Genomic DNA, 16029 nt, shown 5'->3' on the forward strand with positions numbered 1-16029 from the left:
GGCACCACTGTCACGGCTTCATATCATAGGTGATCCACATGGTGCGGGTTGCCAGTGTGTCATAGACACCGCGCCCCCGGTAATTGTCATCCGCCGTGATCCACCGCACAACGGCCCAACCTTTTGTCCGCGCGACCTCGGCCACACCATTGATCAATGCCTGCGCCGCGCCGCTGCCACGCGCGTCAGGGTCCACGAAAAGATCATCAAGAAAGCAACTTGTGGCCGCGCGCAGGGGGCTTGCAAAGGGGCGGTAATGCGTCAGGCCAATCAATTTGCCCTGCGCGTCTTGCGCCACCAACCCGCTTGTTTCATGGGACGCATCCATCAACCAGCCGAACACACGGTCGCGCATCTCTGCTGTCTGATCAACTTTATAAAACGTGGCATAGCCTTGATAAAGGATATCCCAAGCGCTGCGATCCTGCGCCGCAACCGGCCTGACTGTGACACTCATTCTGATCTCCTTTGAAATTCAAGCTTCCCGCGCGGCACCATCAACCGCGTCAAACCGGCTTTTCACTGCCGATGGTATCGCATAACGGCCCGATCCATCCGGTTGCAACAGCACCAGTACACAGTCAAAGGACGCCCGCAATGTGCCCCCGGACCACAGCTGCTGAAGCAGTGAAAATGACGTGGTGCGGTAGGCAGTGCAGCCGCAGGTGGTCACGTAATTCTCATCCATCCGCATTTCCTGACGGTAGTGGATGGTCCCGGACCGGATCACAATGCGCGGGTCGTTGGCGTTATCATACTTGGACAAACCCCAATCCTGCACATAGCGGATGCGCAACCGTTCAAACCATTCCATATAGACCGCGTTATTGACGTGGTTCAGCACATCAAGTTCGGAAAACCGCACCTGATCGGCCATCGCCAGGGGCTGCGGTGTGGTAATGCCAAGTGCGCGTTGCTGTTCTGGATCAAGGGGTGTGTGATAGAGCAATGTCATGCCAAATGAGTAGGCCTGACACGCCACGCTTGCAAGAGCGTCTGGCTTTGGTCACTCTGGGCCGTGTACCCCAACGGAGGATCCGCGATGCTTGGCCAGATGATGACGCAACCGCTGTTGATATCGAGCCTTATGGCCCACGCCGAACGCTACCATGCGGGTGGCGAAATCGTATCGGTGAACACAAGTGGCAGTGTCGAGAATACCACATGGGGGCAGGTGGGATCGAATGCCCGCCGGTTGGCCAGCGCCCTGGGCAAACTGGGGCTGAGCGCCCATGATCGCTGCGGCACCATTGCGTGGAACAATCGTAGGCATCTTGAGATCTATTTTGGCGCTCCGGGCGGTGGATTTGTCTGTCATACCATCAACCCGCGGCTTTTTCCCGAACAGCTGGTTTATATTCTGAACCATGCCGAAGATAAGGTGCTGTTCATCGACAAAACCTTTGTGCCACTGGTGGCTGCAATCCGCGACAAGCTGGAGCATCTGGACCATATTGTGCTGATGGAGGCAGAGGTGAGCGATGCCGCCGATGCCTTGCCGGGCATCATCGCCTATGATGATCTGCTGGCCACGGGCGACGCTGATTATCGCTGGCCTGATCTGGATGAAAACTGCGCCTCAAGCCTATGTTATACCTCAGGCACCACCGGAAATCCAAAAGGTGTTCTTTATTCTCACCGCTCAACCGTGCTGCATAGTTTTGGCTCAAACCTTGCTGACAGCATTGGTTTTTCCGCAATGGACGTGGCGTTGATGGTGGTGCCCATGTTCCATGTGAACGCCTGGGGCTCGCCTTATGCCTGCGCGATGGTCGGGGCGCGGCTGGTGTTGCCGGGGCCGGGTCTGGATGGTGCGTCGTTGGTCGGTCTGATTGACGACCACAAGGTAACGGTGGCGCTTGGCGTGCCGACAATCTGGCTGGGCCTTTTGGGTGCTGCAAAAGCCGCCAAAAGCAGCCTTGCCAGCCTCAACCGGACAGTTGTGGGCGGGTCAGCCTGTCCGCCGTCCATGATTGCCGCATTCCGTGACACTTATGATGTCGAAGTGATCCATGCCTGGGGGATGACCGAAATGTCACCCCTGGGCACCGTGAACCAACCTTTGGCCAAACACCGTGATTTGCCGACCGAGGACATGCACAAACTGCGCGAAAATCAGGGCAGGGCGGTCTATGGTGTTGAGCTTGAGATATGGGATGACGACGGAAAGCCGCTGCCACAGGATGGCAAGGCGCAAGGCGATCTGATGACCCGGGGCCATTGGATTTTGGACGCGTATTTCCGCTCAACGTCTGAGGAAACGCTGACAAACGGCTGGTTCGATACCGGCGATGTCGCAACGATGGATGCCGATGGATATATCACCATCAAAGACCGTTCCAAGGATATCATCAAATCAGGGGGCGAATGGATCAGTTCTGTGGAACTCGAAAACATTGCCATCGCACACCCGGATTTGGCCGATGCCGCTGTGATCGGGGCAAAGCACCCCAAATGGGATGAACGCCCGGTGCTGGTGGCGGTCAAAGCCGAGGGCACGCAGCCCAGCGAAGCAGAGGTTTTGGCCATCTTCGAAGGCAAGATCGCCAAATGGCAGTTGCCGGACAAAGTTGTTTTTACCGACGTTTTGCCCCGTAATGCCACGGGCAAAGTTCTCAAACGCAATCTGCGCGATCAGTTCGGCGATGTCTTGATGGGCTGATCAGCCGCGCCAGCGATCCAGCTTGGGGATGCCGCGCGTGAACATCCACGCCATGAATTTGGGCATGCCCGATCTCTGCAATGCCGCAACGCATTCGGCCTGAAATTCATCAACGCTGACGCCGGTATGGCGAAATGCGCCCTGATCATAGCAAAGCGAACAATAGGTCGCGCTGTGACTGCCATCGGCCTTCGTACCACCGCCCTGCGGGTCCTTGGAAAGGGGCATCCCGCAGCTTTGACAATTTTTGGCCATCCCAATGCTCCCCTTGTTCCCATCAACTGTCTGACGTCAGCACCCGCGGGACAGATTTGAGGGTTTGAATAAGGGAGGATTTCTGGTTCATCTTATCGATTAGGAGATCGAGATGACGAAGAAAGCCCAGACGTCCAAAGACGCTGCCGACAAGGTAGTTAAGAACATCCGCCGTAAGACCCGGCAGACATATTCAGCTGAAGAGAAGATCCGCATTGTATTGGCAGGCTTGCGCGGCGAGGAAAGCATCTCGGTGCTGTGTCGCCGCGAAGGTATCGCTGAGAGCCTTTATTACAGCTGGTCGAAGGAATTTCTCGAAGCTGGCAAGCGCCGGTTATCTGGCGACACGGCACGGCAGGCCACATCGCCTGAGGTAAAGGATTTGCGTTCTGAGTCCTTGGCCCTGAAAGAATGCGTTGCCGATCTGACCCTTGAGAACCGTCTGCTCAAAAAAAGCATGACAGGGGCTGGGGAGTTCGAGGAATGAGATACCCTGCGTCTGAGAAACTGGAGATCATCCGCACCGTTGAGGGATCGCATCTGCCAGTCAAGCAGACCCTCGACATGCTGGGCATCCCACGCACGACATTCTATCGATGGTACGATCTCTATGTCGACGGCGGCCTGGATGGACTGGCTGACAGATCTCCACGCCCAAGATCGGTCTGGAACCGCATCCCGGATGCCCGCCGTGGCGACCTGATTGAGTTTGCGCTGGAACATGAAGAGCTGACCACCCGGGAACTGGCCGTCAAATACACGGATGAGAAGCGGTATTTTATATCTGAATCGTCAGCTTATCGCATTCTCAAAGCTGCTGATCTCATCACCGCACCGGATTACGTGGTGATCAAAGCGGCCGATGAGTTCAAAGATAAGACAACGGCCATCAACGAGATGTGGCAGACCGACTTCACCTACTTCAAGATCATTGGCTGGGGTTGGTATTATCTCAGCACGATCCTGGACGATTACAGCCGCTACATCATCGCCTGGAAGCTCTGCACAAATATGCGGGCCGAAGATGTGACAGACACGATTGAACTGGCTCTGACAGCATCAGGCTGCGACCAGGCTGTTGTGCGGCACAAGCCACGTCTGCTTAGCGACAACGGCTCATGCTACATCTCAGGCGATCTGACCAAGTGGTTGGAGGATCAAAAAATGACGCATGTCCGCGGCGCGCCATTCCACCCGCAGACCCAAGGCAAGATCGAACGCTGGCACCAGACCATGAAGAACAGGGTTCTGCTGGAGAACTACTACCTACCCGGTGATCTCGAACGCCAAATCGGGGCCTTCGTCGAATACTACAACAACCAGCGTTACCACGAGAGCCTGAACAACGTCACACCCGCAGACGTCTACTTCGGTCGCGACAAAGCCATTCTCAGGGAAAGGAAGAAGATCAAGAAACAGACAATCCAACAACGTCGCTTGCAACATCAAAAACAAGCAGCATAATCAATCACACAAACGAGCCAGAGCCTCCAATGCTCAAGCCGCTCTGATGTTCCATTTTATATGAAGACGGACACCGACAATTGTCGCGGTTCCATGCGCTGCGATGGTGTCAGTCGCGCCAAAGCTGTAAAGTAGGCCATTCTTCTGGGACCAAACTTCATAACCGTCAAGTGAAAGCACGGAACCAGACGTATTTTGGAGTTCAATGAATTCATCGGACTTATTGGTATTGCCATCGCCGTCAGTATCAATGGCTGCTCCACCTGCATTATCTGCAAGTACTTCACTGATAATAAGGTCATTCAGCCTATCGGCCATTGCACGCTCCAGAAATTCAAGAGGACATTGCATGATCCTCACGACTATATTGGGGCGGAAAATGGAGCGAATTGTGACTGCAACCCCATTTTGGTTTCACGCAAAAAGGGACAATAAAGGCGGGCGAACATGACCAAGTCTGCAAAAAAACCAGTCGTTGGTTCAAATCGCAGCATTCGGTAAAAAAGGGCTCTCTACCGCCGTTAGATCGGTCGCAGCATATTCCCATGCCAAAGGGCACCGCGCCATCAAGAACGGCCCATAGCGGTCACTCGCCAGTCACCTCTGATGCTGCGGTCGCAGCCCGCATTACCGACATTCGCCGCACCTGCACAATCTAGGGAGCGTCAAACTCACACTCAGCGGGACAAATCAGACATTCGCCTCAGCCGGGTTTATGGCTTTTGCAGGCTCGGGGCACTGTTCATGTTGTGCACGCGTCAACGAAGTGTGGAATGGATTTCTAACTTGAAGTACAATCAAAAGATGGAAAGACGCCTCTCAGCACTCTTCGTTGCCGATATCGTCGGATCAACGCCAGCGATGGAAGCCAACGAAGAGCAGGCTTTGGTCAGTAATAATGCCTGTCTTGATGAAATAACACAGGCAATTACGGCGAAGTCTGGCAGGGTCTTTGGTACCGCAGGCGATTCAATTCTGGCCGAATTTCCCAGTCCAGTAAATGCCTTACAGGCCGCAATTGATGCACGTGCAGCGATAACTCAGAATAGACGGTGCTCACAATCTGTCATCAGGATTGGACTACATCTTGCCGACGTTGTTGTTCAGGGTACTGACCTCCGTGGTGACGGCGTCAATGTTGCGGCACGCATCCAGAGCAATGCAGCACCCGGAGCGATAGAGGTGTCGACGCCGTTTTTTGATCAGGTGAAAAGAATTTCTCCCTGTGTTTTTGACGATCTGGGCGCACAGACATTCAAGGGTGTGTCAAACCCGATGCAGATATTTCGCGTCAAGACAGCGTCGGACCGGGCTAGGTACGGTATTGTGCCCACTGTATCTCCGCACGTAGGTGCGAAACGGCCCAATTCTGTGCTGGTTATGCCATTCTTGACGGCGTCTTCCGCAGATGAAGATCAGAAGTTCCTGGTCGAAGGGCTGACAGATGACCTGACGCTAGAACTCAGCCGAATGCATGGGCTTTTTGTTCTTTCAAGGTCGGCCGCAGACGCCAATAAGGAAACCAATGTGGTTGAGATTGGTAAATTGCTAGGAGTTGAGTACGTTCTTTCCGGTTCAATCCGAAAAAAGGGAACACAGGTTCGGTTCAATATATCTCTTGTCGAGACAACACAGGGGCAGATCATTTGGTCGGACCGCATTCAAGGTGAATTTGAAGCTGTTTTTGACATGATGGAAGAGATTACGGGACGTGTAACGGCCACGGTTGCAGGCCGAATTGAACACAAGGCGCTACGCGCAGCGCGGCTGAAGCGACCCGAGAACATGTCAGCGTATGAATGCTACTTACGCGCAATTGATCTGCATCGTTTGGCGGGCGTTACGGAGAGCCAGGTATTTGAGGCGCTTGAGTGGTATGACAAGGCAATCAAACTCGACTCGAATTTTGGGCGAGCTTACGCTATGCGCGTTTGTACCGCGTCTTATCTGGCGGATTTCGATTTGTTTAAAGCCGAACGCGACACATCAAAAGCGCTGGAACTGGACCCGACAGACCCTGAGGCTCACCGCATCATGGGAATAATCAAACTAAAAAATCACGGCGATTTCGAGGCCAGTCGATATCATCATGAGAAGGCAGTGCAACTGGCCCCCAATGACGCCTATATTCTCGGCCGATGTGCTGCGTTTCATACTTTTGCCGGAGCGCCTGACAAGGCCATGGAACTATTGGATAGGGCCGGTGTGCTGGATCCTTTCTTACCGGTTTGGGTGACAGAGGAACGTTGCGCTGCGCATTATGCATCTGGTCAGTATGAAGAAGTTTTGGTCGCAGGACGTACCTTAGCGCATCAGACCCGGCGCAGTCGCATTTATCAGGCGGCGGCACTGGTAGCTTTGGGTCGGACATCGGAAGCACGGGACCAGATTAGTGCAGCGATGGTGGAAGATCCGGACTTGAGCGGCGATTACATTATTTTGCAGGAACTTTTTCAGGATAAGTCGCTCTTGGCGCAGATTGTTGAGCGTGCGCACAAGGCAGGTTTGCCACTCGGGCTAGCCAACGCTCTTCATCCATTGGCAGTCGCAGGTGGTTGAGCAAAAATTTTGGTGTTAAGATGAAAACTCGCCTTCCGTTCTTGCCAAGCGTGATGTTGATATTTGGTCTCTTGTGTTCACAAGTCGCTTACAGTGCGACTCTGAGGTCGCCCCGCAGCGCTGGCGAGACAAACTGCAGCTTGGTTTTGGAAGGGGCAATAAGCGAGGGAGATGCTGAAGCGCTTCAGACTGCGTTACCCTATGCTGAGAGGGGCGAATTCACTCTTTGTCTTAATTCGCCCGGCGGATCCCTAATCGAAGGCATCCGGATGTCTGACATCGTTGCAGATCATGGTGTGGCAACGCTGGTGAAAAATGGTGCGACGTGTGCCAGCGCGTGCGCCGTGGCGTTCTTGGGGGGCACTTGTTCAGCATCGGGAGATGCTGGCATCTATGAAAACCACTGCCGACTTATAGAACCGGAAGCGGTCGTCGAGTTTCATGCGCCTTTCATTCAGGAGCTTGAGCAAGCTCAGTTTGAAACCTTTTCAGCCGCTGATGTCAGGAGGATATGGGCGACGTCTCGAGTTGTGGCAGGTCTATACGCGGAGGCACTCTCCAACCGGGAAGTCCCCATGGACATGATTGTCGACTTTTTGGCGGTCGATCCCAACATTGCAGGTCAGGCAGCGGGAGTACGTTTAATGATAAAAGACAGAGCATTGAGAGATTTATTAATGGCGGGCTTTTGGGCGGGTTAAGTGATCTCTTTCTGTTAATATTTATTAATATCAAGAGTTTATTGGATTAATTGGAGCGGGTAACGAGAATCGAACTCGTAACTAAAGCTTGGGAAGCTGCCGTGATACCTTTTCACCATACCCGCTCTGTGCTCAGCAGATATTGATTTGGCCTGCGAGCGTCAAGACCAACTCAGGTATGAGGGGCCTTGGCCTGAAAGAAAACGATCTCGGCCGGAATACGCAGCCCATCTGGTGTTTCAAAGGGCGCAGCGCATAGCTGTCGAAAATCCGTGCACTGATGGCGTCCTGATCCGCGTCCGTTCCGTTGAAATGCAAAATGGTGCGCCCGGCAGGCCCCACATTGACAGCAAGTTCTGCAACGTCGCGCCGGTTGCCCTGCGGCGTCAGGTCCAAGGCGGAAACAGCAACCCCGATGTCTTCAAACCCGGCCTGTTCCAGAACGTCGCGCACCCGCTCAGGATCGCGCATTGAAAACGGGCCGGGCGCATCGGGATCAACAGCCGGAGGCGCGCCAAGCACGGCCTTCGCGGCGGCGGCGCTGTAGGTAAACCACGGGTTGTTCGCAATCGCGCCCCAACTGGCGCATGACATCCCTGCACCGGGCCGCATTGCCTTGCGCATGTTGGAAAATGCACCGACCGCGTCGGCAAAAAACATCGTGCCAAACCGCGAGATCATCTGATCAAATAGGGCTGGTTCAAAATTGAAATCGGCCGCATCAGCCTCAATAAACTTAACGTTATCCAGATCTTGGGCGCGATCGCGGGCGCGGGCCAGCATGGTTGGAGATATATCAAGGCCATGAACCTGTCCGGCTGCGCCAACCCTTTCGGCGGCCTGCAAGGTGCTGGCACCTGTGCCGCATCCTATATCGAGTATAACCTGATCATTCATCAGGTTCGCGCGCGCCAGCACACCATCCAAAACCGGTTGCATGAGCCAATCCAGCGCGGCCTGCCGCGCCACCCATGTATCCCCGGCACCAGAGCGCCAGAATTCGGCCTGATCTGCGTTTGAGCCGCTCACGCTGGCCGCCGCCTGCGCCTGCTGTCACCGCCACCAGTGTTGAATGTCGCAGTCGGCAGCGTCACGATGCTGTTCAAAATCGGAAACGGTTCAACCGCGTTCGGGATGGCAGAGGCGTTCACAAAATGCTCCTGAAAACGCGGCTCAATAGCGGTTTCAATCTTGTGGATCGCGCGCACAGTTTCTTCAATTTCGGCGCGTGCCAGGGTATTCAGCAAGGCAATCCGCGCGCCGGTGCCAGCGGCATTGCCCGCCGAGGTGACTTTTTCCAGCGGCGCATCCGGGATCATGCCAAGGATCATAGCGTGTTTGGGCGAAATATGCGCGCCAAAGGCACCGGCCAGTACCACACGGTCCACCTTGTCCACGCCGAATTTGTCCATCAACAGCCGGGCACCCGAATAAAGCGCTGCCTTGGCCATCTGAATTTCGCGAATGTCGCGGTTGGTCACGGTGATCCTGGGGCCACCCGCATCTGTGCCGTCATAGACCAGATATGAATTGGTGCGCCCGTCTTCGAAAACGTTCGGCGATCCGGTCTGTTCGGACGTGCCGATCAACCCCGGTGCATCGACAATCCCGTGCAGGCGCATTTCGGCCACCATTTCGATGATGCCAGACCCACAAATACCGGTGACACCGGTGGTGGCAATAGCATCTTGAAACCGATCTTCATCCGACCACAGGTCTGATCCGATGACCTTAAAGCGTGCAATCTTGGTCACGGGGTCAATCTCAACCCGTTCAATGGCACCCGGAGCGGCACGTTGCCCCGACGATATCTGTGCCCCCTCGAATGCGGGTCCGGTGGGCGACGAACACGCCAGCACCTTGTCCTTGTTTCCCAGCAAAATCTCGGCGTTGGTGCCGACATCGACAACCAGAACCAAATCTTCGGATTTGTCCGGTGCTTCGCTCAACGCGACTGCGGCGGCATCGGCACCCACATGTCCCGCGATGCACGGCAAGAGATACACCCGTGCCGAGGGGTGGATGTTCAGCTCCAGATCATCGGCACGCAGGCGCATGGCATTGGATGTCGCCAGCGCAAAAGGGGCCTGTCCCAATTCAAACGGATCAATGCCCAGAAACAGGTGGTGCATGACCGGATTGCAAACAAAAACCGCGTCCACGATCAGGTCTTTGTCGACACCGGCCTCAGTCGCAATTTGCGAGAAAAGCCCATTCATGCCTTCGCGCACTGCGCGGGTCATTTCATTGGCACCCGACGGGTTCATCATGGAATAGCTGACCCGACTCATCAGGTCTTCGCCAAAGCGGATCTGCGGGTTCATCACACCGGAGGATGCAACAACTTCGCCGGTTTGCAGGTCACACAGATGCGCGGCAATGGTGGTAGAGCCCAAATCGACCGCGACGCCGTAAACTGTCCCTTCGTAATAGCCCGGCCAGATGTGCATGATCCGTGGCGGGTTCTCTGCATCGCCCAGATGCAGGGCGACTGTGACCTTCCAATTGCCTTTGCGCAGGACCGGTTGCATCACCTGCAGAATGTTAAGGTCGGCGTTGACCTTCTCCAGATCCCATTGATCGCGCAGGGCATCGCGCAACCGTTCCAGATCACCGGAAGGGTCATGCATGTCCGGCTCTGCCACCTCAACATAAAAGAGCTTGGTTGACGGATTCAGCACGATCTCACGCGCCTCGGCCCGTTTGCGCACCACCTGTTTGTGCACCTGGCTTTCCGGTGGCACATCGATCACCACATCGCCGTGAACCGTCGCCTGACAGCCCAGACGGCGGCCCTCAATCAGCCCGCGCTTGTCCTTGTAGCGTTGCTCAACCGAATTCCATGCCGACAAGGCATCGTCACGCACGGTCACCTTATGCTTGGAGAACTCACCATAGCTTGGGGTGATCTGACATTTGGAACAGATCCCGCGACCACCGCACACCGAATCCAAATCAACGCCCAGTTGTCGCGCGGCCGTGAGGATCGGGGTCCCGACGGCGAAATGCCCGCGCTTGCCCGAAGGGGTGAAAATCACCAGTGGATCACTGCTCATAGGTCTCTGTCCTCAAACGCTTTTCGTCACCATAGCGTCAAGCACGGCAGGCGAAAGGCAATGAGCGGCAAATAATGCGCCTGCCGCGCCATCTTTGGTGCTTCTTTTGGACCAAAGACGACTGCCAACAGGTCGCACACGGCCCCGACACCCGTGACAGCGCTTAATTCCCGGCAACAGCCCTTGGCATCCCGTCACATCCGTGAAATAGCAAACCGCCAAATGAACCCAAATAAAAACCATGACCCAGAGGTGTATGATGGAGATTCGTGAGGCTCTGACATTTGATGATGTATTGCTGGTTCCGGGCGCGTCCTCGGTGCTGCCGTCAACGGCGGATACCCGGACATTTGTCACCAAATCAATTGCGTTGAACATCCCGCTGCTGAGTTCGGCCATGGACACCGTGACCGAAGGGCGCATGGCCATTGCTATGGCGCAGGCCGGCGGCATGGGCGTGATCCACCGCAATCTGACAATCGACGAACAGGCCCGCGAGGTGCGCCGGGTCAAGCGATTTGAAAGCGGGATTGTCTATAGCCCCATCACCCTGACAGCCGATCAAACGCTGGCCGACGCCAAGGCTTTGCAAGAACGCTACAACGTCACCGGGTTTCCGGTGGTGGACGGGTCTGGCCGTGTTGTGGGCATCGTCACGAACCGCGACATGCGGTTTGCCTCTGATGACCGCACACCCGTTAAGGCGATGATGTCCACAGATAATCTGGCCATTCTGCACGAACCTGCGGACCGCGAAGAGGCGATCAGCCTGATGAAGGCGCGCCGGATCGAAAAGCTGTTGATCACCGACAAATCCGGAAAATTGACCGGGTTGTTGACCCTCAAAGACACCGAACAGGCGGTTTTGAACCCCACAGCGTGCAAAGATGCACTGGGCCGTTTACGGGTTGCTGCCGCGACAACGGTGGGTGACGCAGGTTTTGAACGCTCACAGGCGCTGGTCGAAGCGGGTGCGGATATGATTGTGATTGATACGGCGCACGGCCATTCCGAAGGGGTTGCGCGGGCCGTTGAACGCGCCAAAACCCTCAGCAACGAAGTGCAGGTCGTGGCAGGCAACGTGGCCACAGGGGCTGCCACGCGGGCGTTGATTGATGCAGGGGCGGATGCCATCAAAGTGGGCATTGGTCCCGGTTCCATCTGTACCACGCGGATGGTGGCCGGTGTGGGTGTGCCACAGCTGACCGCGATCATGGATTGCGCCGAGGCGGCGGGCGATATCCCGGTCATTGCTGATGGCGGCATCAAGTTTTCGGGTGACTTCGCCAAGGCAATCGCGGCGGGCGCGTCCTGCGCGATGGTCGGCTCAATGATTGCGGGCACCGACGAATCGCCGGGCGATGTGATCCTGTATCAGGGCCGCAGCTTCAAAAGCTTTCGCGGCATGGGCAGCCTTGGTGCGATGGCCAGCGGATCGGCAGATCGGTATTTTCAAAGTGATGCCGCCAGCGACAAACTGGTCCCAGAAGGCATCGAAGGGCAGGTCGCCTATAAAGGCAGTGCCGCCGCCGTGGTGCACCAGATGGTTGGCGGGCTGCGGGCCGCGATGGGCTATACCGGATGTGCCACTGTCGCAGAAATGCGCAAAAACTGCTCCTTCGTGAAAATCACCGGTGCTGGCCTGAAAGAAAGTCATGTGCATGATGTGCAAATTACCCGCGAATCGCCAAACTATCGGGCCGGATAAGTGTTTTTATTCAGTCATATAAACGTCATTGTTCAAGTGATGCATAAACAATGACCCCCGGCGCGCGCGTGGCCGCAGCCATCGAGGTGTTGGACGACATGGCAGGCGGGCTGGCAGCGGAACAGGCGTTGACCCGCTGGGCGCGTCGCAGCCGCTTTGCCGGGTCCAAAGACCGCGCCGCCATACGCGATCACGTGTTCGATGTTTTGCGCACCCGGAAAACAGCGGCGTACTACGGCGGGTCTGACACTGCGCGCGCCTTGATGATCGGGCTTCTGCACCACCAGCGTGCTGATATTGCGTCCCTTTTTGACGCACAAGGTCATGCGCCGAGCCCCTTGAGCGAGGCCGAAGCCAATTTTCCCGACCCACCAACCGATCCGCAAATTCTGTGGAACCTGCCGGATTGGGTGATCCCGCTTTTTCAGACCTCACTGGGTGATGGTGCTGCCGCCGCAGCCCTTGCACTGCAAAGCCGCGCGCCGATCACTTTGCGGGTCAATCTCGCAAAAATTACCCGCGCAGAGGCTCAGGAAATGCTGCGCGAACAGGGGATTGAAACAACTGACAATCCATTGGCAAATTCGGCCCTCACGGTGAATCAAGGCGCGCGTCAGATACGCAATTCTGCAGCTTATTCAGAGGGTTATGTTGAGTTGCAGGACGCCGCCAGCCAAGCGGTTGTGGCGGCGCTGCCAAGGGGCGGCAAAGTGCTTGATTATTGCACCGGCGGCGGTGGCAAGGCGCTGGCTTTGGCGATGGATACAAGCCGACAGGTTTTTGCCCATGATATCGACACGAGCCGCATGGCTGACCTGCCAACCCGGACGGCACGCGCCGCCGCTGGCGTGGTGCAGGTTGAAACTGACGATCTAAGCACGCATGCCCCCTATGACGTGGTGCTCTGTGATGCGCCCTGTTCAGGGTCGGGCGCATGGCGCCGCGCAGCCGAAGGGAAATGGATCCTGACTCCGGATCGGTTGCAGTCTCTTACCCAAATACAGGATGGCATCCTGGACAAGGCGGCCGCTTTGACAGCCCCGAACGGCGTTCTGGCCTATGCCACCTGTTCAGTCTTCAAGTCCGAGAACGAAGACCGCGTTGATGCCTTTCTTGCCCGGAACCCGGGATGGCAGACGGTGTTTTCACACCGCTATGCGGTTGATGATCACGGCGACGGCTTTTTCACAGCACACTTGACCCGAGCGTAACGCTGCGCATACTCAACCAAAGCGTGTAAAGTTTGCCTTGGTTAAAGGCTGATTAACCCTTAGTGCGCGTAACTGTTGGTAAGATTCGCGTAGATCGGGGACGGCTTTGCATAAAGAAACCAGCCAGGAAAATGAGCCGCCGCACGTCGTGCCGAAGACTTATGGTCGGGTCAGGATTCTATTCTTGCTAGCCTTTGTCCTTGGAATATTTGCGATTGTTGCTCCTTTCAGAACGGCCACCTTGGGTCTGACTGCAAGCGCTGCGGCCTTGTTCACAGCAGCGGTGGTCACGCAATTCTTGTCTGGCCTCCGAGACCGCAAGCAAAGCAATGTGTTTGATGTGGTTGCGGATTTCATCGAGAAAGACACCGCACCCGGCATTGTGGCAACCGGTGACGGGCGGGTCATTTCGCAAAATGCTGCTGCAAAAGCCCAGTTCAAGGCGGCCAACAGCCAGACACTTGCCAAGGTTCTGGACACCCAGTTTGCCAATCCCGGTGGCATCTTGTTCCGCCTTCAAGCGCGCGCAGCGGCGAATGGTGCCGCCCGCGAAGACATCCTCACCCGCAGCGGTCACATACGGTTGTCCGTCCATGAAATGGGGCCTGACGGCTATGTCTGGCGAATCGAGCAGATTGCCGAACGTCAGGCACCGCGCAATGCGGGTGACGGTGTGCAATTGCCGATGCTGATGGCGGGGCGCGGGGATGTGATCTTGTTCATGAATGATGCGGCGCGCCTGCTGATGGGCGCGCGGGTCAAATCCCTCGACCGGGTCTTTACCGCGCTGCCTGTTGTGCCCGGTACCCCGATCGAAATTACCACTGCCGAGGGCCCCAAAATGGCGCTTGTTGCTGAGGTTCCGGCGGGGGCCGGGCGCAGGGCGCTTTATCTGCTACCCGCCCCCGATGGTCAGGACGTCGGCAAAGGCTGGCAGGTTTTTCAGGAATTGCCGGTCCCGATGATCAAGGTGGCCCCCGATGGGGCGGTTTTGTCGTTCAATCGGATGGCTGCCAAGCTGATCGGTGTATCGCTGAGCACCGATGTCCATCTGTCGCAGTTGATGGAGGGGCTGGGGAGGTCCATATCAGATTGGCTGAGCGACACATTGGCAGGCAGGTCCGTTCAGAAGTCCGAATTTTTGCGCCTGTCACGCACCGATCGCGAAGTTTTTGTGCAAGTCACGCTGAACCGCATTACTGAGGAGGGCAAACAGGCCCTGATCGCCGTCCTGCATGACGCGACCGAATTGAAATCCCTTGAAGCGCAATTTGTGCAAAGCCAGAAAATGCAGGCCATTGGCCAGTTGGCCGGGGGCGTTGCGCATGATTTTAATAACCTTCTGACGGCAATTTCGGGCCATTGCGATCTTTTGTTGTTACGACACGATCAGGGCGATCCGGACTATGGCGATCTTGTCCAGATCAACCAGAATGCCAACCGCGCGGCCGCGCTGGTCGGTCAGTTGCTGGCGTTTTCGCGCAAACAGACATTGCGGCCGGAAACGCTTGATATGCGCGACACGCTTGCGGATCTCACCCATCTGCTTAACCGGCTCGTCGGCGAAAAAGTGACCCTGACGCTCAGCCATGATCCGGTGCTCAAACCGATCCGCGCCGACAAACGGCAGTTGGAACAGGTCTTGATGAACCTCGTCGTCAATGCGCGCGATGCGATGCCTGCGGGTGGCGAGATCAGGATCATCACCGAATGCACCAAGCTGTCAGAACCATTGGTGCGCGACCGGGTAACCGTCCCTGCGGGGCAATATGTAACCGTTCAGGTCAACGATGATGGTGTCGGTATCCCGCCTGATAAACTGCAAAAAGTGTTTGAGCCGTTTTTCACGACCAAACGCACGGGCGAGGGCACAGGTCTGGGCCTTTCGACCGCATATGGGATCGTGAAACAGACTGGCGGCTTCATTTTCGCGGATTCCACACTGGGGATTGGGACGTCTTTTACGCTGTATTTCCAGGTGCTTGATGTGCAGCCACCCGAGGTGAAACCGGTGATCGCAAAAGCACCGCGCAGCGCCCCGAAACATGCTGATGGCGTCATACTGCTTGTCGAAGACGAGGCCCCGGTGCGCGCCTTTGCCAGCCGCGCTTTGCGCCTGCGCGGCTACACTGTTCTGGAGGCTGACTCAGCCGAGGCGGCCTTGAAAACCCTAGAAGATGAAAGCCTGAACATCGACGTCTTTGTCACGGATGTGGTTATGCCCGGCATGGACGGCCCCAGCTGGGTCCGCGAGGCGCTCAAAGACCGGCCTGATGTCAGAGTGGTGTTTGTATCGGGCTATGCCGAGGATAGTTTTGGCGAGGAACAGACCAAAATCCCAAATTCAGTGTTCCTGCCCAAACCGTTTTCCCTAAATGATCTTACCGACACGGTTCATCAACAGCTTCACTAA

At 56.1% G+C, this 16029-nt stretch carries 13 protein-coding genes and 1 tRNA gene; 7 read left to right on the forward strand and 7 right to left on the reverse strand.

The window, feature by feature from the left end:
* Window positions 1–10 precede the first annotated feature (10 nt).
* Together C1J02_RS10975 and C1J02_RS10980 are read right to left on the reverse strand one after the other, a co-directional pair.
* A complete protein-coding gene (locus C1J02_RS10975; protein ID WP_114878616.1) occupies window positions 11–457 on the reverse strand; it encodes a GNAT family N-acetyltransferase in 447 nt (148 codons plus the stop codon).
* Between the two features lie 18 nt (window positions 458–475).
* A complete protein-coding gene (locus tag C1J02_RS10980; RefSeq protein WP_114878617.1) occupies window positions 476–955 on the reverse strand; it encodes a thioesterase family protein in 480 nt (159 codons plus the stop codon).
* An 87-nt stretch (window positions 956–1042) separates the two neighbouring features.
* On the opposite strand from C1J02_RS10980, the gene C1J02_RS10985 reads away from it, so the two are divergent.
* A complete protein-coding gene (locus C1J02_RS10985; RefSeq protein WP_114878618.1) occupies window positions 1043–2662 on the forward strand; it encodes a long-chain-fatty-acid--CoA ligase in 1620 nt (539 codons plus the stop codon).
* Here the strand turns inward: C1J02_RS10985 and C1J02_RS10990 are convergent, their stop codons facing one another.
* Entirely contained in the window at window positions 2663–2917 is a 255-nt protein-coding gene (locus C1J02_RS10990; protein WP_114878619.1) for a zinc ribbon domain-containing protein, read from the reverse strand.
* A gap of 112 nt (window positions 2918–3029) precedes the next feature.
* Between C1J02_RS10990 and C1J02_RS10995 the strand changes: the two genes are divergently transcribed.
* Window positions 3030–4381 (forward strand): IS3 family transposase gene (locus C1J02_RS10995; RefSeq protein WP_114877554.1). Its coding sequence is split into 2 segments (ribosomal slippage): window positions 3030–3366 and window positions 3366–4381, totalling 1353 coding nucleotides; the frame shifts between segments, so codons are not numbered across the junction.
* A 33-nt stretch (window positions 4382–4414) separates the two neighbouring features.
* On the opposite strand, the gene C1J02_RS11000 is transcribed toward C1J02_RS10995, so the two are convergent.
* Complete coding sequence (locus tag C1J02_RS11000) at window positions 4415–4699, reverse strand: lamin tail domain-containing protein (protein WP_162798306.1); 285 nt, start codon at window positions 4697–4699, stop codon at window positions 4415–4417.
* Between the two features lie 468 nt (window positions 4700–5167).
* Between C1J02_RS11000 and C1J02_RS11005 the strand changes: the two genes are divergently transcribed.
* Together C1J02_RS11005 and C1J02_RS20900 are read left to right on the forward strand one after the other, a co-directional pair.
* Entirely contained in the window at window positions 5168–6940 is a 1773-nt protein-coding gene (locus C1J02_RS11005) for an adenylate/guanylate cyclase domain-containing protein (protein WP_254693086.1), read from the forward strand.
* 269 nt (window positions 6941–7209) lie between these two features.
* Window positions 7210–7641, forward strand: a complete 432-nt coding sequence (locus C1J02_RS20900; protein WP_162798307.1) for a hypothetical protein — start codon at window positions 7210–7212, stop codon at window positions 7639–7641.
* A 51-nt stretch (window positions 7642–7692) separates the two neighbouring features.
* Here the strand turns inward: C1J02_RS20900 and C1J02_RS11015 are convergent.
* The 3 genes from C1J02_RS11015 to C1J02_RS11025 form a co-directional block, all read right to left on the reverse strand.
* A tRNA-Gly gene (locus tag C1J02_RS11015) sits at window positions 7693–7766 on the reverse strand.
* A gap of 7 nt (window positions 7767–7773) precedes the next feature.
* Complete coding sequence (locus tag C1J02_RS11020; protein ID WP_114878623.1) at window positions 7774–8670, reverse strand: class I SAM-dependent methyltransferase; 897 nt, start codon at window positions 8668–8670, stop codon at window positions 7774–7776.
* A complete protein-coding gene (locus C1J02_RS11025; RefSeq protein WP_114878624.1) occupies window positions 8667–10697 on the reverse strand; it encodes an ASKHA domain-containing protein in 2031 nt (676 codons plus the stop codon). Before C1J02_RS11025 ends, C1J02_RS11020 begins: the two co-directional genes overlap by 4 nt.
* A gap of 259 nt (window positions 10698–10956) precedes the next feature.
* Between C1J02_RS11025 and guaB the strand changes: the two genes are divergently transcribed.
* From guaB to C1J02_RS11040, 3 genes are all read left to right on the forward strand, one after another.
* Window positions 10957–12405 carry an IMP dehydrogenase gene (gene guaB, locus C1J02_RS11030; RefSeq protein WP_114880517.1) on the forward strand — a complete coding sequence of 483 codons (1449 nt, stop codon included), beginning with the start codon at window positions 10957–10959 and terminating at the stop codon, window positions 12403–12405.
* 50 nt (window positions 12406–12455) lie between these two features.
* The gene (locus C1J02_RS11035; protein WP_114878625.1) at window positions 12456–13616 is read left to right on the forward strand and encodes an RsmB/NOP family class I SAM-dependent RNA methyltransferase; all 1161 of its coding nucleotides are present in this window, start codon (window positions 12456–12458) and stop codon (window positions 13614–13616) included.
* 184 nt (window positions 13617–13800) lie between these two features.
* Complete coding sequence (locus C1J02_RS11040; RefSeq protein WP_254693087.1) at window positions 13801–16029, forward strand: ATP-binding protein; 2229 nt, start codon at window positions 13801–13803, stop codon at window positions 16027–16029.

It is taken from the genome of Sulfitobacter sp. SK011 (genome assembly GCF_003352065.1).
Classification (GTDB): Bacteria; Pseudomonadota; Alphaproteobacteria; order Rhodobacterales; family Rhodobacteraceae; genus Sulfitobacter.

Excerpts from the sequence above, each read along its gene's own strand:
- C1J02_RS10975 (WP_114878616.1), bottom strand. The coding sequence starts at position 457 with ATGAGTGTCACAGTCAGGCCGGTTGCGGCGCAGGATCGCAGCGCTTGG.
- C1J02_RS10980 (WP_114878617.1), bottom strand. The coding sequence starts at position 955 with ATGACATTGCTCTATCACACACCCCTTGATCCAGAACAGCAACGCGCA.
- C1J02_RS10985 (WP_114878618.1), top strand. The coding sequence starts at position 1,043 with ATGCTTGGCCAGATGATGACGCAACCGCTGTTGATATCGAGCCTTATG.
- C1J02_RS10990 (WP_114878619.1), bottom strand. The coding sequence starts at position 2,917 with ATGGCCAAAAATTGTCAAAGCTGCGGGATGCCCCTTTCCAAGGACCCG.
- C1J02_RS11000 (WP_162798306.1), bottom strand. The coding sequence starts at position 4,699 with ATGGCCGATAGGCTGAATGACCTTATTATCAGTGAAGTACTTGCAGAT.
- C1J02_RS20900 (WP_162798307.1), top strand. The coding sequence starts at position 7,210 with ATGTCTGACATCGTTGCAGATCATGGTGTGGCAACGCTGGTGAAAAAT.
- C1J02_RS11025 (WP_114878624.1), bottom strand. The coding sequence starts at position 10,697 with ATGAGCAGTGATCCACTGGTGATTTTCACCCCTTCGGGCAAGCGCGGG.
- guaB (WP_114880517.1), top strand. The coding sequence starts at position 10,957 with ATGGAGATTCGTGAGGCTCTGACATTTGATGATGTATTGCTGGTTCCG.
- C1J02_RS11035 (WP_114878625.1), top strand. The coding sequence starts at position 12,456 with ATGACCCCCGGCGCGCGCGTGGCCGCAGCCATCGAGGTGTTGGACGAC.